The organism is Peribacillus sp. NPDC097264 (assembly GCF_050277925.1).
GTDB lineage: Bacteria > Bacillota > Bacilli > Bacillales > DSM-1321 > Peribacillus.
This window is the reverse complement of the sequence record NZ_JBNNSR010000004.1, coordinates 147,939-172,027: the sequence shown is the minus strand read 5'-3', so window position 1 is coordinate 172,027 and position 24,089 is coordinate 147,939. Positions and strand designations below refer to the sequence as shown.

Genomic DNA, 24,089 nt, shown 5'->3' with positions numbered 1-24,089 from the left:
GAAAAAATGATAATGGGGGCGGACCTTTACTATAAATAACCCAACCTTAGGAAAAAAAGCACCCTGTCGATCTTAAGAGACAGAGTGCTTTTGCTTTTACTTTTTCAGTGGTATCTTCAAGACTTGTCCCTTCGAAATCTCATTGCCATTCAGCCCGTTCCATTTCTGAATTAGCGCAATGCCTTCCTGCGATTTGTAGTAGTTCATCGCAATCCTGAACAATGTCTCTTCTGCCTGAACCGTATGGTAAACAACTTTATATCCGTCAGCCTCCGATTTGGTAGCTGCGGCATCCCCAGAAGCTACTTTATTATCTGCTTCTTGTTTGGCTTTCGCTTCCGCTTCTGCTTTAGCCTTTGCTTCTGCCTCTTGTTTGGCCTTCGCTTCCGCTTCTGCTTTAGCCTTTGCTTCCGCTTCTTGTTTGGCTTTTACTTCCGCCTCTGCTTTAGCCTTTGCTTCCGCTTCTTGTTTGGCTTTTTTCTTTGCTCTTTCTTCTGCAGCCTTATCTTCCTCTTGCTTTTTTTCTTTAAGCTTAGCAGTATCTTTTTCTTCTTTTTCCTTAATATCCCCGGCCGTTGCCGTTGTCGGCACAGCCTCTTCTATAGTTTCTTCGTCATCACTAAAATTCACCACTTCACTACTTTTGGTATCCTTTTCAGGCCTATCCTGAAGGTATGTATAAAGACTATAAAATCCTATAGGAAGCAAAATGAAAAATAGCGATAATAATTTAATCATTGGGAACTTTATCTTCACTTTGCTTTTTTTCTTTTTACTCTGATGAACCTCACTTCTTTTTGGTAAAGATGACTTCACCTTATGACGATCGGATCGCGTACGAAGTTCTCCAGCTTGATCGTTTTCATTCTCTTTTACACGACTCATCTAAGTCACCACCCTCTTCACATACTGCCAGCTTTACATACTTATGTCTTATTAATATACCGAGGATAAAATCTATTAAAAAATGGGCTGTGATCGTCACTAAAATATTTTGGGTCCATTCAAACAAAAATCCGATGAGAAAGCTTAAAAGCGTCACATTCAAAAATAAAAACCAATTAAATAAGTAACGATAATGAACCGCCGCAAAGATAATGCTCGTCCACAATAAGCCTATATGTGTCTGCATAACACCACGAAATAATAATTCCTCGCTAACCGCTACTAACAAAGAGACGATAAAGATCATGGGATATGGTAGGCTACTGAAAATGCGTTCATTGACTCCACCATCATCCTGATAGGAAACAGGGGTCACTTTCATCATAACCACATCAAAAATGACCACTAAGATTCCAGCAGGGACACCTATCAACAAAATATCCATATCTTTAATGTCAAATAAAGAACGAAAGGTAGAAAAATCTTCAAATAAGATAATACCTAAAAAAAAGCCAATCGTTAAGAGAATAATTTGGGTCAGGAACAAATTATATAGTAACTGTTTGTCTGTCAGCTGTTTAATTAATTGCGCCTGCTTATTTTTCATGCCCATTATCCTTATCCAATAAGATAAAAGCTAATTCCTGTTTCCATGTAGAATATGAATTACCCTGCTGTTCCTTTACTGCCGGCCATACATCCAAGATATTTTTTGCATCTATTCCACAACGATCGCAACATACGTCATTCCCTTTTTGCTGCTCTTCTTCAAAATAATGCAAAATGCCCAAACGCCTACATATTTTAGTATGAATCCAATTCAAAAAAACGTTCAGCTTTGCCTGATTTTGCATCTTTCTTGTATGACAATAGTCTTTCATCCTTGTTCTATGCAATGGTGAGTCATCATCCGTCAGAAATTGTGTAAAAAAACGGAATTGAATATCATTCAAGGAAAAGCTCTGAAGAAGATGCTCTTTTTCAGAAAGACTTAAATCAGCCATACTTCTTTTCGCTTCATTTAAATACGAACAAACGGCCTCAATTTGATGGTCAGTTGGTAGCTGTTGTTCCATCAAATGCAACGGAAGTCCTTCATCCCCTTCGCTATATAGTAAAATGGCTACACTTTGTTTTTGGTCACGGCCTGCCCTCCCTATTTCTTGAAGGTATGATTCCATTGTGGATGGCATATGAAAATGGATGACAAATCTAACATCAGCTTTATTGACTCCCATTCCAAACGCACTCGTTGCACAAATGATTTTTAACTGGCCCAAGATGAATTGCTGCTGAATGAGCATTCTTTGCTCCTGTTCCATACCTCCATGATAATAATTGACACTACCGACTCCATTTTCCTGTAAAAAACCCGAGACCGCTTCAGCCACTTTTTTCGAAGAAAAATAAATAATTCCACTACCTGGAAATTCCCTGACAAGCGAGAGGACACGGGCAAGCTTTTCTTCGTAGCTATATATATTTTCCACAAGTATCGCGATATTTTCCCGATCAACGGATGAAACGATTTCCTTGGGTTGGGAGATATTCAAGTTCCTGATTATATCTTGCCGTACTTCTTTTGTTGCTGTTGCCGTCAAGGCAAGCGTTAATGGGTTACTTAACTTACGCCTCACTTCTCCCAAGTTCAAGTAATCCGGCCTGAAATCATATCCCCATTGAGAAATGCAATGCGCCTCGTCAATGACAAATAAGCCTATGTCAATTTTCCTTAAAGACTGGATTACACTTTCTAGCCCAAGCATTTCGGGAGACAGAAAAATAAACCGATACGTTTGCAATCGTTCAAATGCCTGTTTTTTTTGATACGCGGTCAAAAAAGAATTGAGGGTCAGAACACTTTTTTCCCCTCTCATCTTAAGCTGATCCGCCTGATCCTGCATCAAGGATAATAACGGTGAAACAATTATAGCCGTCTTATTGATAAGGTAAGCAGGGAGCTGATAACATAATGATTTACCAGACCCTGTGGGAAGCATTGCCAATGTGTCGGTCCCTTCTAGCAAGGATTCGATTACCTCATGCTGTCCAGGACGAAAATTGTCAAATCCAAATTTATCTTTCAGGACTGTATTCAAGTTCATCCTCTATCACCTATTTTCGCAAGTACAAGCCTTATTTGAAAAAAACTAATTTGCTCATTATCGACAGCTTCCTTGATTGCCTTGAGTTTTCTCGTATTCAACCGTTTAATGACCGTAATGATTTTGTCTTCATCCTCTATTGGAACATAGTCATTTATCGAAAAACTTTTGTCCGATAGCACGATTTCTACGAGATGATCCTCAATCGTATTTCCTTTTAAGCGACGAATCTCTGCAATTTCCTGTATCGTTTTCCCTGCCTGAATATATTGCAGAGTCGTATGTGTCGATTGTGTTAGATGAGGATGCCCACCATTTTTCCAATCATGGATTAAAGAAGCCAACAGAGGGTAATCGCGTACTGTTGATATCTCTGCGAGCATTTGATGCAATGAATCGAGAAAAACGTAGTGCACAAACCACTCATCAATTTCTTTCCTTTTTCCAATCTGCTCAAACGTAAGTCCGATTCGATTGACTCCCGTAATTTTCAAAACAAAAATGTCACGGTTCAACTCACTTTGCATCTCTAAGAGGGTGACCAATTCATCAAAAAGATGCTGAGCAAGTAACTCTCGATTTTGTTGGTTGGCATATAAAAAACCCTTTACGAATTCCTGTACTCGTTGATTCTGTTGTATCGGATAAAAAGGCCTTTCATTGTGGACAATATGGGATATAGTTTGGATAAGAAGATTGAGTCTTCTCCAAAAATCCGGGGTGATGTTTTGGTATTTCCACCCATTTAGTGATAAAGGAAGAGGCCACTTTTTGAAATAAGAGGCCAACGCCCCTCCTCCTTGTTCACTAATCAAATACACATCATTTTTTTCCGTTGGTTCGATTAGTTTCAGTTCAAGAAACAATTTTATGTTTTGAGATAACTCCTCCCGGGTAAAACGAGGCATAGTCCCAAATATGTTCGTCAGACCAAATAAATGCGCATCCTGAATAGTCTGGGACGATTTTTTACCCTGAAGCATATGATAAATTGCGTAGATGGAACGCTCACCTTGGAACTTTTGTATCGCATATAAAATGATTGCTTGAAGATAATTGTTCATGAAACTCACATCCTTGTTCCATTTATCCAATTATATTGTAACAAAAATCTGCAAATACCGCCTTTTTTTATGTCATATATGCAACGATATTTGTGAATAAACAACTAAATACGTACTCGTTATAAAGAAATTTTCCCAATAATTTGTGTTGACTTTTCATATACTGCCGTATTATCGTTACATTTTCTATTGATAAGTTCGGCATTCGGTCTTACAATAAGAAAGAGATGTTAATCTATAATAAAAAGGTTTTGAGTTGTAAATCAACTTAGGAGGGGTTTTATTCATGGCTAAATTTACTATTGTTGATAAAGAAACATGTATCGCTTGTGGAGCTTGTGGAGCTGCAGCACCAGATATCTATGATTATGATGATGAAGGAATTGCTTTTGTTACGCTAGATGATAACGAAGGAATCGTTGAAATCCCCGATGTTCTTATAGATGACATGATGGATGCATTTGAAGGATGCCCCACAGACTCTATCAAAGTCGCAGACGAATCATTCGAGGGCGACGCTTTAAAATTCGAATAAGAATAAAAGCCATTTTCATTTTGAGAATGGCTTTTTTTATGTATTTTTTAAAACTTCTCCCCATACATTAAAGAGGCAGAAACAACCCAGTTATCATCTGGTTGTTTCTGCCTCTTTTTATATATTAAGCATGTTTATATAACACTTGTTTTATTGATCCATGTTTGGAGTTTAACAAATAATAGCATGAAAACGGAAGTAATGAGCACTCCTTTAATGATGTTAAAAGGGAGTATTGCCGCAGTTACGAATTGTCTTGACTCTGGTGCGGTCATGGCATCCCATCCCATAAAGAAAGTATATGCCGGTAAAAAGACATAATAGTTCAAGACACTCATAATTAGCGCCATGGAAACTGTTCCGGCTAGCAAGGCAAATGTCATTCCTTTTTTCGAACTTATTTTTTTATATACATAATATGTTGGCAGTATGAATAATACCCCCGCTATAAAGTTAGAGATATGTCCAACCGGTACACCCGTATCGCTTCCAGTCATGACCATATCCAATAAGTTTTTCAGGAATTCAACTAAAACTCCTGCAAGCGGTCCGAAAATCAATGCCGCCATCAGTGCTGGGATGTCACTAAAATCAATGTTCAGAAAAGGCGGAAATCCCGGAAATGGAAAATTCAAAAGCATTAGTAGGTAGGAAAGACTTCCTAGCATTGCAAGTGTGACCATCTTTTTAACTTTGTTCGATTTCATAGTTCTCTCTCCTTCTTTTTCTTGATCTACCTTGAAAAAGAGGTTAGGGATCCTTCATGAATGTTGATGTTCAATAAAAAACCCCTTAATTCCGACAGAATTAAAGGGATAAATTAAAGGTTTCATCAAACAAACGTTCAGCACTTGACTGTTTGAACGCATTCAGGAACCTCCATCTTCTCCCATCCAGACTATACTGTCGGCTTTGGAATCTCACCAAATCCTGCCCTAAGGCTCGCGGGCTTAGAAGAATTTTTCTTCATCACCGCCGGTGGGGAGTTACACCCCGCCCCGAAGATAGACCTATAAAATTAATTTACAATTTTCATTATAAATGATTTTTCTTTTTTTGAATAGTATTTTCATCGCAACTATGAATTTACGACAATCGAATATTACACTTTTATTCATTTTAAACAAAATATGTATTTATAATCACGACATTTTACTCGGTCTAAAATAATTTTTATTTTTAGAAAATTACGACTCAAACCCTTTGCCCTTGCGGTTTTGGACGAGTGAATTTCAAAGCAACTTTAATTAAAGCGCTTACATATAGGTATGCCAAATTGACAGTTTTCCCATTTCAATTGTAAAATTAACTGAAATTTAAGAGAATTTTACCTAGGAAGGTGTTTACACGTGTATCAGATTTTAGTAGCAGATGCCATCAAACCAGAAGGACTCGGACCGCTTTCAGAGGCATCCAATATTCTTCTTATTCAGAAGACTGTAGAAGAAGCAGCAAACGAACTTGATCAGATCGATGCAATACTGGTTAGAAGTGCAACAAAAGTTACAGAAGATTTAATGAACCGCATGCCAAAACTAAAGATCATTGCTCGCGCAGGTGTCGGCGTTGATAACATTGACATTCCTGCTGCAACAAAACGAGGAATCGTTGTTGTGAATGCTCCTGACGGAAATACAATTTCAACAGCTGAACATACATTTGCCATGATGGCTTCCTTGATGCGCCATATTCCGCAAGCTTATGCTTCCCTGAAAAATGGAGAATGGAAACGATCTTCTTATACAGGAACGGAACTTCGCGGAAAAACTTTAGGCATTGTTGGTTTCGGACGAATTGGTGGAGAGATTGCCAAACGCGCAAAAGTTTTCGGCATGGAAGTCATAGTTTATGACCCATTCTTAACAGCCGATCGTGCAAAAAAAATGTCCGTAACTTCCCTGACTTTAGATGAATTGCTCCCTAAAGCAGATATAATCACTGTACATACACCTCTAACGGACGAAACTAGAGGGTTAATCAATAAAGAAAAGTTACTCACCTGTAAAAAAGGCGTGTACGTATTAAACTGTGCGCGTGGCGGAATCCTTGATGAAGATGATTTATATGAAATGATTGTCGAGGGACATGTAGCTGGAGCCGCATTGGATGTTTTTGTTGAAGAACCACCGCTTGGCCATAAATTACTTGAACTTGATAACGTCATCGCTACTCCTCATTTAGGAGCTTCCACTAAAGAAGCCCAATTGAATGTTGCCGTTCAAGTCGCCCAAGAAGTATTAACCTATTTTGAAGGTAATCCTGTATCAAGTTCAATTAACCTTCCAGCCATTTCTAAAGAGGTGTTTGAAAAGGTTCAGCCATTCTATCAACTAGTCCAACAAATGGGCTCCATTGCCTCACAATGCATGAAAGAAGGCATTCAGGAGATTTCCGTAACTTATGCAGGTGAATCATTGGACTTCGACACCGCTATTCTAACAAAAAGCCTAATAGCAGGCTTCTTCAAATCAAGAGTAGATGCTTCAGTTAATGAAGTGAATGCGCTATTGGTTGCTAAAGAGCGTGGCATTACCATTGGCGAAAAGGTTTCTACTGACTCTCTAGGTTATTCTAACCTGATCAGTCTAAAAGTAAAAGGCGACACTCGCGAATTAACCATTAGTGGTACTCATATCGAGAACTATGGTTCCCGGATTGTCAATCTGAATGGTTTCAAAATTGATTTCCATCCAGAAGCTAATTTACTTTATATCCAACACACTGATAAACCTGGAGTAATCGGTAACGTCGGTAAAATTCTTGGTGATCATGCCGTAAATATCGCGACTATGCAAGTTGGTCGTAAAGAAGCTGGCGGGGAAGCTATCATGGTATTGAGTTTCGATAAACCATTAGAAGATAATATGAAGCAATTCTTAGAGGAAACACAAGAAATTACTTTCATGGCCCGAATAGCTTTATAATTTCCACTTAAGGATGCCCCACTAGCGGGCATCCTTTTTTTGTTGAACGACCCTCATCTGCCTCTCACATCGCAAGCATGCACTTGACCTTTAATTAACTAAGTTAGGAGCAACGGGTACTGTAATCTCTTCCGATAAATTCAGAGAACCTACCATTTCTACAGGGGAGTTTTCAAACTTCACCTTTGCATAGCCAAAGTCTTTAGCTGTAAATAGAATGACTTCCAAACCTTGAAGCGACTCTGAATCATTCTTCAAGCGGCCTTCTTGTGCCAGTTCTACAGTTACTAAACCCCCATCATATGTTAGGTTCTCCCACTTCAAACTCTCCGGTAGAGCAGAAGAAATCCCTTCTATGCCAGGTTCCTCCTTTGCCGCTTGTAGGGCCTCTTCCATGTTCTGATAATCGATATTGCTAGGCACAAGGAAACTTGAAGATGATTTATCCGTGTGATAAAGAAAGAATGTGCGATTCTTGTGCTGGGGAATTTCTTCTTCTATTACTGTTCCGGCATGAGCAAAACTGGCACCAGATTTTCCGTCCGTTGTAAATGTCACTTTATCAATATTTAGATAGGATAAGGTTTCTTCCATGGTTCTAAGAAACACGATATCCTCATCCAACAGATTACTGCCTGCCCGTAATTCGATATTTGCTGTGTTGTTGGTGGGAACATGGGATACCTTAATATCTAGAGGGAAATAATCGGACAGGCCATATTTTTTCTCATTAATGGTCGACATCTTTTTTACCACCTGATCCAAGGCTTCCGTTTCTTCGATAGTATCGACTACAAAAGATAGAGGTACGATAAAATTCTGTTGGTGATCAGGCACGCCTAGAGTTATTGTCGACTTCCCCCGCAAATCTTCTGAGTAGATCGCACGAATGGGTGTTTTTTCTTTTTCCACTTGTTGAGATTTACTTTTCAATTCATTTTTTTCTATTGGTTCGCCCTCAATATCTTCCTTTACATCCTGCTTTTCATGTGATTCAATATCATGCTTTTCTTGCTTATCCAAAATGATCTTACTTTCTGAAATGGCCAATTTTCCATTGCCGTGGCTATTAACCTCCTGCTCTTGAGATTCATCTTTTCCAATCATCAGTGAAGATCCAATGATCATCATTAAGAATAAGGAGGCAATGCCCACAATACGAGGAATCCAAAGTTTTTTACGGTTTCTTCTTTGCTTACCTTCTATCCTCGAAAACACTTCTTTCTTCGAGCGTTTATCTTTTACCTCCGGAAGTTGGCGAAGCAAGTCCTCAATTTCTCTTTCTTTCCAACGGGATTTCTTCAAAGGAATTCCTCCCCTCTTCTGATGAATCATCCATCATTTTTTTAATCGCTTTTAAAGCGCGGTGTTGCGTTGTTTTTACCTTACTTTCACTCCAATTCAGTACACCCGCGGTTTCTGAAATGGACATGCCTTGTATGTACCGTAAAATAATGACTGCTTTTTGATTAACAGTACATCGATTCAAGCAACGATATATCTCTCTGACATTATCATTCATAATGGCCACTTCTTCGGGAATCGGCTGATTATCTTTAATCATCTGACCATCCCAATCAATATTGGGAATGATTTTATTCTTCCATCCTTTTTGTTTCCGAAAATAATCAATGGTCACATTTCTCGCAATGGAATACATCCAGGTTTTTTCACTACTATTGCCTTCAAAACGATTATAGGCCTTCATTATCCTTATATAAACTTCTTGAACCAGGTCCTCTGCCGTTTCACGGTCTTTGGTCATATAATAAATGAATTGATAAATTTCCTGGTGATATTTTTCATAAAGATCGTGGAAAATGGAATTCATTATTTCTCCACATCCGTTCATAATTATAGTCGATATTTTCATATGAAAGTTACATACTTATTTTATACTAATTACCCAATTCACTCCATATACTGCCCGCAAATAAAATATGGGCAAAGGCAATTAGGAGAATCCAATTGCCTTTGCCCACTCTGTTTCTCATGTATCAAGATTATTTGCCAAGCAATCTGACATTTATTCAGCATTTTCCAATATTCGAGGTAGAATAAAGCTGAATGTTGTTCCCTTTTCTGGTAAACTGTTCACCGAAATATATCCATCATGTGCATCAATGATATTTTTAACAATGGCCAGACCTAGGCCCGTACCAGACCGTCCACGGGTACGTGCTTTATCCGCTTTATAAAATCTCTCGAATACGAATGGTAAGTCTTCTTCCGGAATACCTGAACCAGAGTCCTTCACATCTATAATCAAGCCTCTGCGATCACTCATTTTTTGAATGACATCGATTTTTCCGCCTGCAGGAGTATGACGGATTGCATTATCAATTAAATTCGTCAATACCTGCTCAATTCTATCAGGGTCAAAACTCCAGTTGATCCCATCGTCTTGAAGATGCGTCGTAATCGTGATCCCTTTATCTCTAGCCAGTCCATAGAACTTACTTGTAATCCTCTTTAAATAGGGGGAGACGGAAACCAGGTCATAAGTAAGGTTCATTTTCCCTGATTCCAATCTGGCTAGATCCAATAAATCATTAACTAAACGTCCCATCCTCAACGATTCATCATAAATGATCTGAGCCATTTCCATTTTTTCAGCTTCACTGCCTGCTATATCATCTACAATGGCTTCACTATACCCTTGTAGCATCGATATCGGGGTCCTTAACTCATGGGACACATTGGCAATGAAGTCCGTCCTTAGTTTATCCATGCGACGTTCATCACTCATATCACGGATGATGGCGACAGCACCGCGGATATTATCTGCAGTTGAATATAAAGGACTGACAATCAGTCCCCAATTTCTACCCTGTAAAGTAATTTCTCCAACTTGTTCCTTATCATAGGACTCTGATTCGTCAAATAGATTCATGAGTACTGATGGTACATTCATATTGTCTTCCCGATTGTATCCTTTTTCAAAGTACCATGCTTGCAAGAACCGGTCAGCTGGAGGATTCGTCTCAAGGATAGTACCATCTTTATTAAAGGTAATAACCCCGTCTGCCATACTGCTGAGAATGCTTGCAAGGTGTTCCTTTTCTTGACTGAGGGCATTCATGTTGAATTTCAGCTGTTTTCTCATCTGATTAAATGCAATGGCCAACTCACCTATTTCATCCTGGGTGAGGATGGGAACCTTGGTATCAAATTTACCACGAGCTATGGCCAAGGCAGCTTCCCTCATTTTTACTAGTGGAGCATTGATTCTCGTAGATAAAAAGAAAGCGAAAATCGTTGTCAATATTATAGCGATCCCTGCAGCTAAGAGGATGAACTGCGTTGTGGATTTCGTTGTTTCTTCCATCGATTCCAATGACTGAATCAAGAAAACCTCATCCTGCTGACCATTTAATTCAAGAGGAACCCCCACTACAATTGCTGACAATGTATCTTCATCTGTCCCCTCAGTCGAAAGCATCATCTCTTTTTTTACAGTTTTTCTCTCTGTAAATACCTTTAATAATTCGGGATCATCTTTAATGAATTCAGGCGTTATCTTAAACCCATTCTCATCAACAGATGAAAAGACCATTTTATTGTCATTCAAGATGATCACTTTCGTTTCATCACCTATCAATTCAGAAGCTATTTGGAGAACTTCGTCTCCAGTGCCCCCATGTTCATTCGTGACCGTAATGATTTGCTGTGCCATTTTGGTTAAATCATTTTCGACATTCTCTATCTGAAAATTATCAAAGAATTCAACCAGAAGTACAGTCAAAACGATCAGAACAAAGGATACCAGCAAAAGAATCGTTGCCCAAAGCTTACCAACAACACTGCCCCATAGCATCAGTCGTTAATAACTTCGAACTTGTAACCCACGCCCCAAACAGTGACAATCATTTTGGCAGCATTTTCGGATATACGGTTTAACTTTTCACGCAAGCGTTTGACATGCGTGTCCACAGTTCGAAGGTCTCCAAAGAATTCATAATGCCACACTTCTTTTAGCAACTGCTCACGATCAAAAACTTTATCGGGGGATTTCGCCAAGAAATATAATAATTCATATTCTTTTGGCGTGAGAGATACTTCCTTGCCATCCGCGAGCACACGATGGGCATCATTATCAATCGTTAGGTGGGAAAATACGATTACATCTTTTGCTGATGCTTCGGTTTGCATGTAATTTGCATTGGAAGAACGGCGCAATAACGCCTTGACCCTTAATACAACCTCACGTGGACTGAAGGGTTTGACAATATAATCATCTGTCCCCACTTCGAATCCTTGGACTCTATTCACTTCTTCACCTTTAGCGGTAAGCATGATGATAGGTGTCGTTTTTTTCTCTCTCAACTCCCGACAGACTTCAATACCATCTTTGCCAGGCATCATAATATCCAATAAAATTAAATCATAATCATTTTCTAGAGCTTTCACTAAAGCCTCATCACCATTTTCAGCTTCATCAATTATGTATTCTTCTCTTTCTAAATACATTTTTAGCAAGCGGCGGATTCTTTCTTCATCATCCACCACAAGAATTTTAATAGCATTATACATTTCGTAACCAGCCTCCTATCATTTATTTTACAAAATGAAAGCTTTAATGCCTAATATTATTTCTTAACAAATCCAGATAAACAGCCAATTCTATAGGCTCTTCCTTAACTTTTCACTATATTGTCACAATAATTACCACAAGCTTTCTAAAAGCCCTCTAGGATTTATTTCCCTAGCAATAACGCTTTAATCATAAAAAAGGGATCGTTTGGTAGGAATATCGATAAAATTAACGACATTACTATCAAAAGACCCCCTTCATCTAATGATAAGGTTCCCTTAATTAGGCATATGAATGCAAACCAGCGATAACCAAATTCACAAATATCAAATTGAATATCATGATGGCAAAACCAATGACCGCAAGCCAGGCTGATTTTTCTCCCTGCCATCCCTTAGACATACGCAGATGTAAAAAGGCTGCATAAAACAACCAGGTGATAAGGGCCCATACTTCCTTCGGGTCCCATCCCCAGAATCGTGTCCAAGCAATCTGGGCCCAAATCATGGCAAAAATAAGTGCCCCGAGTGTGAAGACCGGAAATCCAATTAGAACGGAACGGTAACTGATTTCATCCAGCAAGTTCAAATTAACATTTTTAACAAGCGGTTTTATTAGAGCAGCGACTCTTTTCCGAGAAATCAACCTTATCAAGCCATACAGGACGAGTCCTGCACCAATCGACCATATGACTGTGTTCAGTTTTTTCGCATTGATTATTGCAGGCATCTCCACCAATGGTTGAAATTGTCCCTTTTCAATCATAACCCCTTCATGAGGACCAACCAAGGCAGGAAGTGTATATTCCTGTTTGGCTGCCATATCTTTTTTATCAACCCAATCAAAACTAGCTTTATAATCCATCATGGAGAAAGTGGAGGATACTATTACAAGTGCAAGTGTACTGACTAACGTATACATGATGATTTCAAGAAAAAATGTCCGTTTACTTGCTTTTGTCTGTTCCACCGATTTAACCAGATAAATGATAGCGGCGATAAAGCTAATGGCAAGAATGGACTGCCCTGCCGCTGCAGTTGTTACATGGATATGTAGCCAATCACTCTGCAAGGCTGGTATGAGCGGCGATATTTCCGTCGGAAACAGACTTGCATACGCAATGATCAATAATGCAATGGGGAGGGCAAACAACCCAAGGACGGGCGTTTTATAAAGAAAGTAAATCAAGATGAATGCCCCTACCATCATCATGCCGAAAAATGTTGTAAATTCAAACAGGTTACTAACAGGTGCATGGCCCGCAGCAATCCATCTTGTAATAAAATAACCCACCTGCGCTGCAAATCCTAAAATGGTCAAGGTGATTCCTAATTTTGCCCAGTTATTTTGTTTTTTCTCCTCTGCTCCTTTTTTATCCTTTATCGAGCCTCCAAAAATAAAGGTCGCAATTAGATATAAAAAGAAGGCCGCATATAATAAATTACCGCTCAAATCAGCCATTTAAAACTTCCCCCTTATTAGAAGATTTCTCCTCTTCTAGTAAATCTGTTGGTTCACAAAGTGGTGTTGATTCAATCGCATTTTTTATATCTTTCTTAATGCCATGCCAGTTTTTATTGGTATGGCCGGCTATCAAAATCTCACTCTCATTTCTTTTAATCCATATACGGCGATGATTCCAATACGAACCTTGGATAACACCTATCATGAAGATAATTCCCCCGGTGAAAAGAATCCACAATGTAAGATCTTTCCTGACAGTCAAAGCTGTAACGTCTTTCGTTTCAACTCCAGCAAAAGCCAGTTTATATGTATTTTCTCCTAATGGTTCCACCGTCTCTTTTATAGCTACGAAACTCACTTCTCCATCTGGTTTATCTGGGGTCTTCATATTAAAGATAAATGCCGGATTATTCGGAACCTTTGATATCGTCGTCGGTTCTCCTTTTTCATCAAATTCGAAATCGGGGAAATAACTCATTAACTCGACAGAATACCCTTTATTCAATTCATACATCTTCTGCGGATTATTCAAATCCACCGTGATATTTCCAAATTTCTCTTCTGTCTCTTTATTGATGAGATTAAAAGACATGGTACTAAGCTCGTCCAATTTATAATCCACCTGATAATAAGCAAAGTGATCGTGTTTCAAGGGTTCATTCACTTTTATTTTAAAATCCTTAACTTTATCAAGTTCTGCTTTTTCACCTGGCAACGCTTCATTTTGACGCTCGAACAATGTCACATCTGCTTCATAAGTCTTAGCTATCGTACCAGTTTTATCAATGGCGGCACTGAATTGCTCGTCTTCTTCATTCTCTTTATCATAGACTTCCAGTGTGAATTCATTATTCTTAAGATAATACTCACCATTTGTACCAGGAATCTCTTTTGTCTCGCCTTCCCTTAGCCAAAGCACTTTATCAATATACATTCCAGGTACTGAGCGTAGTAAAGCCCCAATTAAAAAAATGATAAGTCCGATATGGTTGACGTAAGGGCCCCAACGTGAAAAACGGCTTTTTTCTGCAAGAATGTTCCCATTTTCCTCACGTATATGATAGCGCTGCTTTTTCAACCGCTCTTTTACTTCTTCCAAATCTACTCCCTGGCCATCAAGCTTCGTCACTCCCGATACCCTTTGTCGCTTCATGAAACCATCATGGCGAGTAATTCCTTGTTTCTTTAAAGACCGATATAATGGGAAAAAGCGGTCGATACTTGCAATCAGAAGGGATATGCCCAACATCGCTATAATGATTAGATACCACCATGAACTGTATAAATTATGAAATCCGAATTCATAATACAACTTCCCTAACGTTCCATACTCCGATTGGTAATGTTCGGCGGGTGTTACAGAAGAAGGGATATACATTTCCTGTGGAAATATTGTTCCGATTGCAGAAGCAACCAAGGCCAGGACTATAAGGGTAACCCCAACCTTAACGGAAGAGAAGAAATTCCAGACTTTATCAATGATCGTTTTGTTATAAGTCTGTGAACGTCTGGCACTTCCCTCATAGCGCATATCAATTAATTTTTTATCTTCTTTATCCAGGATACTCCCGCAAACTTCACAAATTTTTGTACCATATGGATTTACATGGCCACAATCGCATTTTACTTCTTTCATGTCAAAAACTCCCCAGTATTATGGTTTAATTCTCTCCATATGCTTTTGGATGCTCTCTTCTGTCAAGGCTCCGGTAATGATATCTATTACCTTTCCTTCTTTATCTATCAAGAAGGTGACCGGTAAAATATCAACGCGATACGCATTCTCCACTTCCCTGCCTTTATCAATCATGATTGGGAAGGTAAGATTATGTTTTGCAGCATAATTATTGACCGAATATTCAGACTCCCCTACATTGACTGCTAATATCTCAACACCCTGGTCCTTGTATGTTTGATATTGACTTTCCATATAAGGCATTTCGTATTCACAAGGCTTACAATATGTACCCCAAAAGTTCAGGAAAACACCCTGTCCTTTATAATCCGACAACTTATGTTCTTTGCCTGCCATGTCAGTCAAAACAAAATTAGGAGCTTCCTTTCCTTTTTGAAGACTGTCATTCTTATCTTTAGTGAAGTTCGTATAAAGGGCAAACACTAAAGCTGCACCTAATAACAGTAGAATGATGGTCCTGCTCACTAGGCGTCGCTTTTTTCTATCCATAGAAATCCTCCTAAGGCAGCTCTATATTTCACCATACCAATATAACATGTTACACGATGACCATATTTTGAAGATTCGTCGACACCTTTTTCGTATCATGAAAGAAAAGGAATTTACAGGCTGTTTTCCACCACCCCATTCAACCGCTTGGATGAATGGGGTAACGGTTTCAACCTGTTAATAAAGAGAAAAAACGTATTACATTCTCCGCTGTTTAGGGTCAGTCGATGCCATCGTCCGCATTAATTTAACTTCATGGGGAGTTAACTCTCTTGAATCTCCCGCAGTCAGTCCATCTAATGTTAAGAAACCATATTGCTCCCGTTTTAATTTAATTACAGGATGGCCTATCGCTTCAAACATCCGACGGACCTGGCGGTTTCTCCCTTCATGGATAGTGATTTCTATAATGGCCGTTTCCTTTTTCTTATCAGTCGTCAGTACTCTGGTCTTAGCTGGAGCTGTTTTTCCATCTTCAAGCATGATTCCTTTTTCTAATTTCCTTAGGCTCTCACGTAAAGGAATGCCCTTCACTTTAGCTACATACACTTTGTCGACTTCATGTTTTGGATGCATGAGTGTATTCGCAAAATCCCCGTCATTCGTTAAAACCAATAAACCGGAAGTATCATAATCGAGACGACCTACAGGATAAATCCGTTCTTGGACGAATGGGAAGTAATCCGTTACGACTTTTCTATTTTTATCATCCGAAACAGCTGAAATGACTCCGCGTGGTTTGTAGAATACGAAATATACAGGTGGTTCTTTCTCGAGTGGGATTTCATTGACCTGTACTTTGTCATTAGGACCTACCTTCACACCTAATTCTTTCACTACTTTACCGTTCACTTTTACCTTGCCTTCTAATATTAGCTCTTCGGCCTTACGACGCGATGCTAATCCTGCATGTGCTATTACCTTTTGTAATCTTTCCATCTATCTTCACCTCATAGTATAATCATTCGTTTGTTATTGTCTGTACATACACAATCATACAATTATTACATATAGCGAGGCAAAAACAAAAGGTTTTTCGTGAATATGGCCGTTTCTTTTATTATTTCATCCATTTAAGATCTGTTATATAGGCTGGTTTCCATAATGAGTGTAACATAGCTTAATTTTCCATGGCAAAAAAATGTATCCTTTTCTTAAAATCGTAAAATATAGGATATCAATAAAAAAAGGAAATGGATACATCCATTTCCTCGGCTTACTTTGTACCAAAAACAAGCGTGACCACAACCACTGCTGCTATAACCCCGACTAAATCCGCCAATAAGCCAACCTTGAGTGCATCACCCATTTTTTTAATTCCCACTGCTCCGAAATATACAGTCAACACATACAGGGTCGTATCTGTACTTCCCTGGATTGTAGCCGCCAAGCGACCAACAAAGGAATCCGGACCATATACGGAAATCAAGTCACTCGTCATCCCTAATGCAGCCGTTCCCGATATAGGACGGATGATCGCCAGGGGGAAAACCTCAGCCGGGAAGTGAAGAAAGGCCAGAATCGGTTTTAATGCCTGTACGAAGGAATCAAGAGCCCCTGAGGCTCTAAACACCGAAATGGCGACGAGCATTCCCACCAAGAAAGGGATAAGGGAGAAAGACATACTGATTCCTTCCTTCCCCCCCTCTACGAAGGTCTCATAGGTGGGAACCTTCTTATACGTACCGTATAATAAAATCGAGAGAATCAAAAGTGGTATCAACCAAATCGAAATGGCGGTCATCCATTGTAGCATTCCTATTCCCTCCCATTCCGCTTTCTCCTGTAATAAAAGTATCGATCTATCGCTATTCCCCCTACCGCCGAAATGGCTGTAGCCACGATAGTTGGAAACACTATGTCAGTCGGGGAGACGGCATCGTAATTCATCCTTATAGCAATGACGGTCGTTGGGATCAATGTCACACTTGAAGTATTCACCGCTAAAAAGGTAACCATCGAACGGCTTACGGTCGCTTTATTACCATTTAATTTCTTTAACTGCTCCATGGCTTTAATCCCTAATGGTGTCGCTGCATTTCCCAATCCAAACGTATTCGCCATCATATTGGATAAAATATAGCCCATTGCAGGATGATTGGGAGGGACTTCAGGGAATAACCATTTCATTAAAGGCTTGAACAAAACGGATAGTTTTTCGAGCAGCCCCGATTCTTCCGCGATTTTCATTAACCCCAGCCAAAAAACCAGAATGCTCATCAAGCCTATCGAAAGGGTGACAGCTTCCTTGGCGCTAACAAAAAGTGCTTCATTCACCTGATTCATGGTCCCATTAATCATGGCGAATACTATACCGATTACCGTCATTCCAACCCAGATATAATTAACCATTTCTATCTATTCCCAATACTGCTTCGAATAGAGCAGCCCACGAGGACTGAAAAGATTGCTGGTTGAAACTTTCTACAGTTTCACCATAAAAGATGGAACGCGAACCGACCTGTTTTCCATCCAGATAGATATAAGCCTTGCCCACTACTTCCGGAATATTTCGTTTGTCTTCCCAACTCTTCTTCGGCTTCAGGAATTTCATTTTAACCTTTATTGAATTCCTTTCGTCCTTAGTAAGAGGATAGGAAAAATCATTTTTGAAATAAACATGCCCTCTATACGTTTTATTCTTTATGTCCTTTATGGCGCCTTCAGGAAGAATTTCAGTCAAACTGTAATTCTTGAAAGCAGATTCATACATATTGATGTGGTCATTCCAATCATCCGGCCCATTCAACGTGACAGCGATAAGATTATGATTATTTTTAGTCGCTGTAGTGACCAATGTCCGCTTTGCAAGTTTAGTATAGCCCGTTTTCCCGCCGGTACAATACTCATATAATTGCGTGAGTAGCCGATTCTTATTTTTCCATACATAATCCCAATTCTCGGTCGAGTTAGGGGCCCGATGTACTTTAGTGCCGGCTATCTTGGCATATGTCTTGTTTTGCATAGCATAACGGGTGAGTAAAGCCATATCATATGCCGTTGAATAATGATTCTTGGTATTATCCAATCCATGAGGGTTCGTAAAGTGGGAGTTCTTCATACCGATTTCTTCCGCTTTTTGATTCATCATCCAAATGAAACCATCAAGGCTCCCTCCCACCTTTTCGCTGATCGCAACAGCCGCGTCATTCCCCGAACGTAACATCAAGCCATAAACCAAATCTTCAAGCTTGATCTTTTCACCTTCTTTCAAATAAAGGGAAGACCCTTCAGTACCAAAAGCATTACTACTGATTGTTACGGTCTCATCCATTTCTCCCGATTCGATAGCTAAGATAGCAGTCATGATTTTCGTGATACTTGCAATTCGGTTCTTTTCGTGAGCATTCACTTCATAAATGACCCTTCCACTTTCTTCGTCCATTAAAATGGCACTATGGGCACTGACGGCTACGTTGGCTTGAACGCTCTGTAATGGTGCTAGAAAAGAAAACATGAGAATGACCATACACAATTTGGGTATTTCTTTATATAGAAAACGCATGAGTGCCCTCCCGTTTCTTTACTTGTTTTTGTACAAGTTTATGCAAATGGACAAGGGTTATGATTAAATAATCGAAGGTCTTTAAAGATAATAGGAAGGTTACAAGCATAATTCAATTAGGTTAAGGTACAAAAAAACGAAAAAAAACCGATGAACAGACATGTTATGTCCATCCATCGGTTTTTCATCTATTAAACTAATAAAGCAGCAATTTCATCGATCTTCTTCGCTCCGAACACTACTTCCTCATCATTGATGATCATAGCCGGAACACTCATAACTTTATACTTTTTCTTAATGTCTTGGAAATTACTGATGTCGACCATCTCAGCTTCAACATTAGGATTTTCAATGGCGATTCTTTGTGCTCCAACTACAACGTCAGGGCAGAAGTGGCACGCTAAAGATACCATGACTTTAATATTTGTCTTCTTGCTAATTGATTTGATTGAATCCCGAACAGCAGCATCCATCGCTTGACCCGGACCAGCAAGATTGTAGATAGCTAAAATGAAGGAGTTCAGTTCATGTCCGCCTGGTACACCGTGATATTTGACCCCACTGTATTCCCCATTCGAATTTAACAGGGAGACTACAGGGAATTTATCGGCATTCACTTTTTCTTCCATATCTTTATTTTCACCTTTATTATATAGCTCAAGATGAAGCTTGTCCCCTAATTCTGCAACATCTAATAAGAAATCACGTAATTCTACCGATTTGGGTAGGCTTTCATCCACGATTGATACTAAGGTCACGTCATTCTCCATCTTATCGAAGATTCCTTTTAGTTGGCCTCTTAACGTATCGCTCAGTAAGGAGCTCTTACCTGCTGGTGCAGCAGCTTTTTTCTTTTCCTCTTTCTTTTCTTCCACTACCGGCTCATCTTTAATGCCTAAGCGGTCTTTTTCTTCTGCAACATATTTACCCGCATCCGTAGCGGCTATCGCTCCATCAGATACTGCTGTAATGATCTGACGCAAGGACTTCGGTCTCAAGTCACCTGCTGCGTAAACACCCTTTACATTTGTGTTCATATCATCGTCAGTTAGGATATAGCCAGCACGGTCCATTTCAATATGGCCTTGGAAAATGGCCGTTTGAGGTTGATAACCAATGAACACGAAAATGCCAAATGTACTATCTTCTTCCTTCGCTTCATATTCCCACTCTTCTTTTGTTACGTTATTGATGAAGCGGGCACGTTGAATCATGCCGTCGCCATAAGCACCAAGAATCTCTGTATTGAATTTGACCTCGATTTTCTCATTGGCCATTACTTTATCGACAATGGAAGGGGCACATGAGAAGGCTGATTCGCGGGCGATAATGGTTACTTTTGTTGCAAAGCGAGTAAGGAAAATGGCTTCTTCAGCCGCTGCATATCCTGCTCCAATGACGAAAACTTCCAAGCCTTCAAAGAACTCTCCATCACAGGTTGAACAATACGCTACGCCTCGGCCAGTGAATTCTTCTTCTCCTGGAAACCCAAGTTTTCTTGGGGTGGCGCCCGTTGCAATGATTACAGCGCGTGCATGATAGTCCCCACTAAGCGTTTTTACGGTTTTTACTTCCCCAGAGAAATCTACGCCGGTTACATCTGATTTAGCGAACTCCACACCAAAATCTTCGTTTTGAAGTTTCATTTCCTCCACTAGCTTTGGACCTGAGATGTTGTGAATACCAGGATAGTTAGCTATTTCTGAAGTGGTGGCTGCTTGCCCACCGCCAGTTCCTTTTTCAAGGATGATCGTTTTTAATTTTGCTCGACCTGCATAAACTCCCGCAGAAAGACCTGCTGGCCCTCCCCCGATAATCAATAAATCATATATTTTTTCCATAGTTGATCTCCTTGCTGTTTAAAAAATTTTATTTTTAAAGGACAAAAGGCACTTATTGAAGTAAGTGCCTTTTGTCAATCATAGCTGTTTTATATATCAACTAGTTGATATATGTATAGGGAAATATCCTAAAATTAAAGTTTTCCTACTAGGTCAAAGCTTGGCTCTAATGTATCTTCACCTGGAGTCCATTTAGCAGGGCAAACTTTATCTCCATGTTCTGCTACGAATTGTGCAGCTTGAACTTTTCTAATAAGTTCTTCAGCATTACGGCCGATTCCCATGTCATTCACTTCATATGATTTGATTTGGCCTTCTGGATTTACGATGAAAGTACCACGTAAAGCTACGCCATCTTCTTCGACTAATACTCCAAATTGACGAGATAGAGCTAGTGCTGGATCTGCTAGCATTGGGTATTCGATTTTACCGATTGTATCAGTAGCATCTGCCCATCCTTTATGGCTGAAATGAGAATCAGTTGAAACCGAGTAAACTTCACAACCGATTTCTTTGAATGTTTCATAGTTATCTTGAAGATCAGCTAATTCTGTTGGACATACGAATGAAAAGTCAGCTGGATAGAAGAAGAATACAGCCCATTTTCCTTTTACATCTTCTAGTGTCACTTCTTTGAACTCTCCTGATTGGTATGCTTGAACTTTAAAATCTTCAACTTGTTTATTAATTAATGACATATTATTATTCCTCCAGAAAAAATATTTTTTGCTTCCTGTTTATAATAATTATTATTTAGTAACTAGTCAATAAATATAACTTAATAATTGTCATGTTCACATTTTCGACACAACTTTATACTAATATACATAAAAACAAGTTATAATCCCTATGAATGGTCTATTTAACATACCCACATTACTATATCAAGAACTAATATGAAAAATATAAAATTATTTTAGAAGAAATATCACGCCCTAATTCTAATAACAATAATTTACAATTGAGAATATTCACCTGAAGTATTCACTCCCTTTCGGTCCCTGATTTCCTCTTCCTGTCATTTTTCCATACTTTTCATACCCCCGAAAATGATCTAAACGAAAAAGATGGAACCACTATGGCCCCATCCATCCCTTCCTATCTTTTCGCGAGAACTCATTTACTATTCATTGTTGTTTCCAAATCAGTTTTTTTGCTTTATTGAACCGTAATGTGGTTTGCGGCCAATTTATGACATTCCACCATTTTTTTACATAGGCTGCCCTATTGTTCTTATATTGAAGATAATAAGCATGTTCCCAGACATCCAGAACAAGGACAGGGATGGTATCCCATTGTGTCAAAATCATATGTCGCTCAGATTGAAGGATCTCTAACCTACGTGATCGGGGAACCCAGACCAAAATGGCCCAGCCAACGCCTTCCACCTGTTTGGCCGCTTCGCTAAAGTGACTTTTAAAAGCCTCGAAACTTCCAAAGTCTCTCTCAATCTGTTTAAGGAGATCTCCCTTCGGCTGACCTCCACCTCCTGGCATCATGCCTTCCCAAAATAATGTATGCAGATAATGTCCGGAACCATGGAATGCTGCCTCTCTTTCCCAATGTTTCAAAAGTGAAAAGTCATTGGATTCTCTTGCCTTTTTCATCATTAACTCCGCTTTATTCAAACCATCCACATATGTTTGGTGATGCTTATCATGATGCAAGCGCATAATTTCTGCCGAGATGATTGGTTCTAGTGCATCGTATGAATATGGCAAGGGGGGCAGCGTATGTTTCCCGATAGCTACAGATCCCTCTGTTTCGTTCTGAGATTGGAAACCAGTTGCCCTTTCTTTGATTTCTCTATAAATCCTGTTTATTTCTTCTTCAATCTTTTGTAGTTCTTCATTATCTATATCTCCGGTTTCCAATGTCTTTGTCCATCGTGAAAGCTGTTCCATATTTGCTATCATTCGTCGATCCTTAATATCAATACTCTCCATGTACCCCATCATTTGTTCGATCCATTCACTGACATCCATCACATACTGTCTTATATCCAATAAGCACACCCTCCAAAAATCTCAAATAAGACATCAACCCATTTTATGCTCCAAATAAAAGAAAAGACCCTTAACAAAAAAACAGCAAGGCTATTAGGCCCTGCTGTTTCCTTATCGAGATTGCAACATCTTAGTTCGATAATCGGTTTCGTAAAACTCCAATTCTTCACGCATGTTTTGGAATCCACTCTCTACGGTCTTAAGAATGGTGATGATACTATCCGGTACCGTTTGATGGAACTTGATGGAGTTTTTCCCTGTATAAGCTGAACGACTGTCTTCAAACCATCGGTCCGATTTTGGTGAAAAGTACTCTTCGATACATTGATGATACACTCTATATAGCGTCTTTTCCGCAGCAGCTTTATTAAAAACCTCATTTTTAAGAACGATTTGACATGCTTCCAAACCCTCTTCACAACTTACAAGCATTCTTCTTAAACTAGAGAGAATCCCTTTATAATAGCTTTCTTCACCATTTTTTTCCTGTTGCAACTTAGAATAAGTCGTTTCATTCAGAAACTCCTCTAGCTGAGCCACTGTCGTTTCTAAAAAGCTTTTTACATCCTCAAGCTGTGATTTTACCAATGTATTCCCCAACCGTGAACCCTCCTCATAATGATTATGATTGATAAAAGTCTAAATATGTTTTAATATCATATGGTTTAGCTTGTTCAATAGATCTAAACACTTCCTCTAGTTTTGGAAAGTTTATATTTAGAAGGTAACTTGCTAACTCTTTTTCTGAATTTATATATATTCGCTTTCGGCTGGACAAACTTGGTTCTTTGATGAGACAAATCAAAGCGATAATATCAGCCATATAGATATCTCTATTCAGGCTTTTGAAAACGGGATTTTGGGGATATGGAGTCCAACGGGCGATCATCTCATCGAAGTAACGAAGATACAATACGTTCAATACCTTTTCTTCACCGGCCTGTATGTATTTGACAGTGGATCGGTTAAAGAATTCCTCGGGAGAATTTGATTTTTCTTTTTCAAGTGCATACCCATTGCACGCTACAATGCGCACCTGCA

At 39.2% G+C, this 24,089-nt stretch carries 23 protein-coding genes and 1 riboswitch; of the genes, 2 read left to right on the top strand and 21 right to left on the bottom strand.

Annotated elements, in window-relative coordinates:
* Window positions 1-96: 96 nt before the first annotated feature.
* From ACQKL0_RS07915 to ACQKL0_RS07900, 4 genes are read right to left on the bottom strand one after another with little or no spacing between them, the layout of a single operon-like run.
* Window positions 97-885: a LysM peptidoglycan-binding domain-containing protein gene (locus tag ACQKL0_RS07915; RefSeq protein WP_402986111.1), complete on the bottom strand. Its 789-nt coding sequence runs from the start codon at window positions 883-885 to the stop codon at window positions 97-99.
* Window positions 863-1,492, bottom strand: coding sequence for a CPBP family intramembrane glutamic endopeptidase (locus ACQKL0_RS07910; protein WP_402869226.1), 630 nt, complete (start codon window positions 1,490-1,492; stop codon window positions 863-865). The genes ACQKL0_RS07915 and ACQKL0_RS07910 overlap by 23 nt, the downstream gene beginning before the upstream one ends.
* Window positions 1,482-2,990: a RecQ family ATP-dependent DNA helicase gene (locus ACQKL0_RS07905; RefSeq protein WP_427686897.1), complete on the bottom strand. Its 1,509-nt coding sequence runs from the start codon at window positions 2,988-2,990 to the stop codon at window positions 1,482-1,484. The genes ACQKL0_RS07910 and ACQKL0_RS07905 overlap by 11 nt, the downstream gene beginning before the upstream one ends.
* Complete coding sequence (locus tag ACQKL0_RS07900; RefSeq protein ID WP_427686895.1) at window positions 2,987-4,054, bottom strand: helix-turn-helix domain-containing protein; 1,068 nt, start codon at window positions 4,052-4,054, stop codon at window positions 2,987-2,989. Before ACQKL0_RS07900 ends, ACQKL0_RS07905 begins: the two co-directional genes overlap by 4 nt.
* Window positions 4,055-4,340: 286 nt before the next feature.
* Here ACQKL0_RS07900 and ACQKL0_RS07895 point away from each other — a divergent pair, with 286 nt between their 5' ends.
* Window positions 4,341-4,589: a ferredoxin gene (locus ACQKL0_RS07895; RefSeq protein WP_402869232.1), complete on the top strand. Its 249-nt coding sequence runs from the start codon at window positions 4,341-4,343 to the stop codon at window positions 4,587-4,589.
* Window positions 4,590-4,723: 134 nt separating this feature from the next.
* Here ACQKL0_RS07895 and ACQKL0_RS07890 read toward each other — a convergent pair whose 3' ends face one another.
* Complete coding sequence (locus ACQKL0_RS07890) at window positions 4,724-5,296, bottom strand: ECF transporter S component (protein ID WP_402956660.1); 573 nt, start codon at window positions 5,294-5,296, stop codon at window positions 4,724-4,726.
* A gap of 170 nt (window positions 5,297-5,466) precedes the next feature.
* Window positions 5,467-5,599, bottom strand: a riboswitch (FMN riboswitch).
* 339 nt (window positions 5,600-5,938) lie between these two features.
* On the opposite strand from ACQKL0_RS07890, the gene serA reads away from it, so the two are divergent.
* A complete protein-coding gene (gene serA, locus ACQKL0_RS07885; RefSeq protein WP_402956658.1) occupies window positions 5,939-7,513 on the top strand; it encodes a phosphoglycerate dehydrogenase in 1,575 nt (524 codons plus the stop codon).
* A 90-nt stretch (window positions 7,514-7,603) separates the two neighbouring features.
* Here the strand turns inward: serA and ACQKL0_RS07880 are convergent, their stop codons facing one another.
* The 16 genes from ACQKL0_RS07880 to ACQKL0_RS07805 form a co-directional block, all read right to left on the bottom strand.
* Entirely contained in the window at window positions 7,604-8,818 is a 1,215-nt protein-coding gene (locus tag ACQKL0_RS07880) for a hypothetical protein (RefSeq protein ID WP_427686893.1), read from the bottom strand.
* A complete protein-coding gene (gene sigX / locus ACQKL0_RS07875) occupies window positions 8,784-9,365 on the bottom strand; it encodes an RNA polymerase sigma factor SigX (RefSeq protein WP_427687030.1) in 582 nt (193 codons plus the stop codon). The genes ACQKL0_RS07880 and sigX overlap by 35 nt, the downstream gene beginning before the upstream one ends.
* Window positions 9,366-9,539: 174 nt before the next feature.
* The gene (locus tag ACQKL0_RS07870; protein WP_407406986.1) at window positions 9,540-11,333 is read right to left on the bottom strand and encodes an ATP-binding protein; all 1,794 of its coding nucleotides are present in this window, start codon (window positions 11,331-11,333) and stop codon (window positions 9,540-9,542) included.
* Window positions 11,330-12,046: a response regulator gene (locus ACQKL0_RS07865; RefSeq protein ID WP_402956654.1), complete on the bottom strand. Its 717-nt coding sequence runs from the start codon at window positions 12,044-12,046 to the stop codon at window positions 11,330-11,332. The genes ACQKL0_RS07870 and ACQKL0_RS07865 overlap by 4 nt, the downstream gene beginning before the upstream one ends.
* 283 nt (window positions 12,047-12,329) lie before the next feature.
* Complete coding sequence (gene ccsB, locus ACQKL0_RS07860; protein WP_427686891.1) at window positions 12,330-13,508, bottom strand: c-type cytochrome biogenesis protein CcsB; 1,179 nt, start codon at window positions 13,506-13,508, stop codon at window positions 12,330-12,332.
* Entirely contained in the window at window positions 13,501-15,147 is a 1,647-nt protein-coding gene (gene resB, locus ACQKL0_RS07855) for a cytochrome c biogenesis protein ResB (RefSeq protein WP_427686889.1), read from the bottom strand. Before resB ends, ccsB begins: the two co-directional genes overlap by 8 nt.
* An 18-nt stretch (window positions 15,148-15,165) precedes the next feature.
* The gene (gene resA, locus ACQKL0_RS07850; RefSeq protein WP_402956650.1) at window positions 15,166-15,696 is read right to left on the bottom strand and encodes a thiol-disulfide oxidoreductase ResA; all 531 of its coding nucleotides are present in this window, start codon (window positions 15,694-15,696) and stop codon (window positions 15,166-15,168) included.
* A gap of 198 nt (window positions 15,697-15,894) precedes the next feature.
* Complete coding sequence (locus ACQKL0_RS07845) at window positions 15,895-16,635, bottom strand: pseudouridine synthase (protein WP_402869246.1); 741 nt, start codon at window positions 16,633-16,635, stop codon at window positions 15,895-15,897.
* Window positions 16,636-16,912: 277 nt separating this feature from the next.
* Window positions 16,913-17,452, bottom strand: coding sequence for a spore maturation protein (locus ACQKL0_RS07840; RefSeq protein ID WP_407406941.1), 540 nt, complete (start codon window positions 17,450-17,452; stop codon window positions 16,913-16,915).
* A 2-nt stretch (window positions 17,453-17,454) separates the two neighbouring features.
* The gene (locus ACQKL0_RS07835; protein WP_402869248.1) at window positions 17,455-18,048 is read right to left on the bottom strand and encodes a nucleoside recognition domain-containing protein; all 594 of its coding nucleotides are present in this window, start codon (window positions 18,046-18,048) and stop codon (window positions 17,455-17,457) included.
* Window positions 18,041-19,201 (bottom strand): D-alanyl-D-alanine carboxypeptidase family protein, encoded by a 1,161-nt coding sequence (locus ACQKL0_RS07830; protein ID WP_402869250.1) that lies wholly within the window; start codon window positions 19,199-19,201, stop codon window positions 18,041-18,043. The genes ACQKL0_RS07835 and ACQKL0_RS07830 overlap by 8 nt, the downstream gene beginning before the upstream one ends.
* Window positions 19,202-19,392: 191 nt before the next feature.
* Window positions 19,393-21,042, bottom strand: a complete 1,650-nt coding sequence (locus ACQKL0_RS07825; protein WP_427686887.1) for an FAD-dependent oxidoreductase — start codon at window positions 21,040-21,042, stop codon at window positions 19,393-19,395.
* A 134-nt stretch (window positions 21,043-21,176) separates the two neighbouring features.
* The gene (ahpC, locus tag ACQKL0_RS07820) at window positions 21,177-21,740 is read right to left on the bottom strand and encodes an alkyl hydroperoxide reductase subunit C (protein WP_402869253.1); all 564 of its coding nucleotides are present in this window, start codon (window positions 21,738-21,740) and stop codon (window positions 21,177-21,179) included.
* A 429-nt stretch (window positions 21,741-22,169) separates the two neighbouring features.
* Window positions 22,170-23,048 carry a superoxide dismutase gene (locus ACQKL0_RS07815; RefSeq protein ID WP_427686885.1) on the bottom strand — a complete coding sequence of 293 codons (879 nt, stop codon included), beginning with the start codon at window positions 23,046-23,048 and terminating at the stop codon, window positions 22,170-22,172.
* Between the two features lie 111 nt (window positions 23,049-23,159).
* A complete protein-coding gene (locus ACQKL0_RS07810; protein WP_402869256.1) occupies window positions 23,160-23,648 on the bottom strand; it encodes a YpuI family protein in 489 nt (162 codons plus the stop codon).
* A 22-nt stretch (window positions 23,649-23,670) separates the two neighbouring features.
* Window positions 23,671-24,084, bottom strand: coding sequence for a hypothetical protein (locus ACQKL0_RS07805; RefSeq protein WP_427686883.1), 414 nt, complete (start codon window positions 24,082-24,084; stop codon window positions 23,671-23,673).
* Window positions 24,085-24,089 lie beyond the last annotated feature (5 nt).

Bases quoted from the DNA above. Each gene is read 5' to 3' on its own strand.
- ACQKL0_RS07845 (WP_402869246.1), bottom strand. From the start codon at position 16,635: ATGGAAAGATTACAAAAGGTAATAGCACATGCAGGATTAGCATCGCGT.
- ACQKL0_RS07825 (WP_427686887.1), bottom strand. From the start codon at position 21,042: ATGGAAAAAATATATGATTTATTGATTATCGGGGGAGGGCCAGCAGGT.
- sigX (WP_427687030.1), bottom strand. From the start codon at position 9,365: ATGAACGGATGTGGAGAAATAATGAATTCCATTTTCCACGATCTTTAT.
- ahpC (WP_402869253.1), bottom strand. From the start codon at position 21,740: ATGTCATTAATTAATAAACAAGTTGAAGATTTTAAAGTTCAAGCATAC.
- ACQKL0_RS07900 (WP_427686895.1), bottom strand. From the start codon at position 4,054: ATGAACAATTATCTTCAAGCAATCATTTTATATGCGATACAAAAGTTC.
- ACQKL0_RS07840 (WP_407406941.1), bottom strand. From the start codon at position 17,452: ATGCTACAATGGATGACCGCCATTTCGATTTGGTTGATACCACTTTTG.
- ACQKL0_RS07915 (WP_402986111.1), bottom strand. From the start codon at position 885: ATGAGTCGTGTAAAAGAGAATGAAAACGATCAAGCTGGAGAACTTCGT.
- ACQKL0_RS07895 (WP_402869232.1), top strand. From the start codon at position 4,341: ATGGCTAAATTTACTATTGTTGATAAAGAAACATGTATCGCTTGTGGA.
- ACQKL0_RS07830 (WP_402869250.1), bottom strand. From the start codon at position 19,201: ATGCGTTTTCTATATAAAGAAATACCCAAATTGTGTATGGTCATTCTC.
- ACQKL0_RS07890 (WP_402956660.1), bottom strand. From the start codon at position 5,296: ATGAAATCGAACAAAGTTAAAAAGATGGTCACACTTGCAATGCTAGGA.
- resA (WP_402956650.1), bottom strand. From the start codon at position 15,696: ATGGATAGAAAAAAGCGACGCCTAGTGAGCAGGACCATCATTCTACTG.
- ACQKL0_RS07865 (WP_402956654.1), bottom strand. From the start codon at position 12,046: ATGTATAATGCTATTAAAATTCTTGTGGTGGATGATGAAGAAAGAATC.
- ACQKL0_RS07905 (WP_427686897.1), bottom strand. From the start codon at position 2,990: ATGAACTTGAATACAGTCCTGAAAGATAAATTTGGATTTGACAATTTT.
- ccsB (WP_427686891.1), bottom strand. From the start codon at position 13,508: ATGGCTGATTTGAGCGGTAATTTATTATATGCGGCCTTCTTTTTATAT.
- ACQKL0_RS07910 (WP_402869226.1), bottom strand. From the start codon at position 1,492: ATGAAAAATAAGCAGGCGCAATTAATTAAACAGCTGACAGACAAACAG.
- resB (WP_427686889.1), bottom strand. From the start codon at position 15,147: ATGAAAGAAGTAAAATGCGATTGTGGCCATGTAAATCCATATGGTACA.
- ACQKL0_RS07835 (WP_402869248.1), bottom strand. From the start codon at position 18,048: ATGGTTAATTATATCTGGGTTGGAATGACGGTAATCGGTATAGTATTC.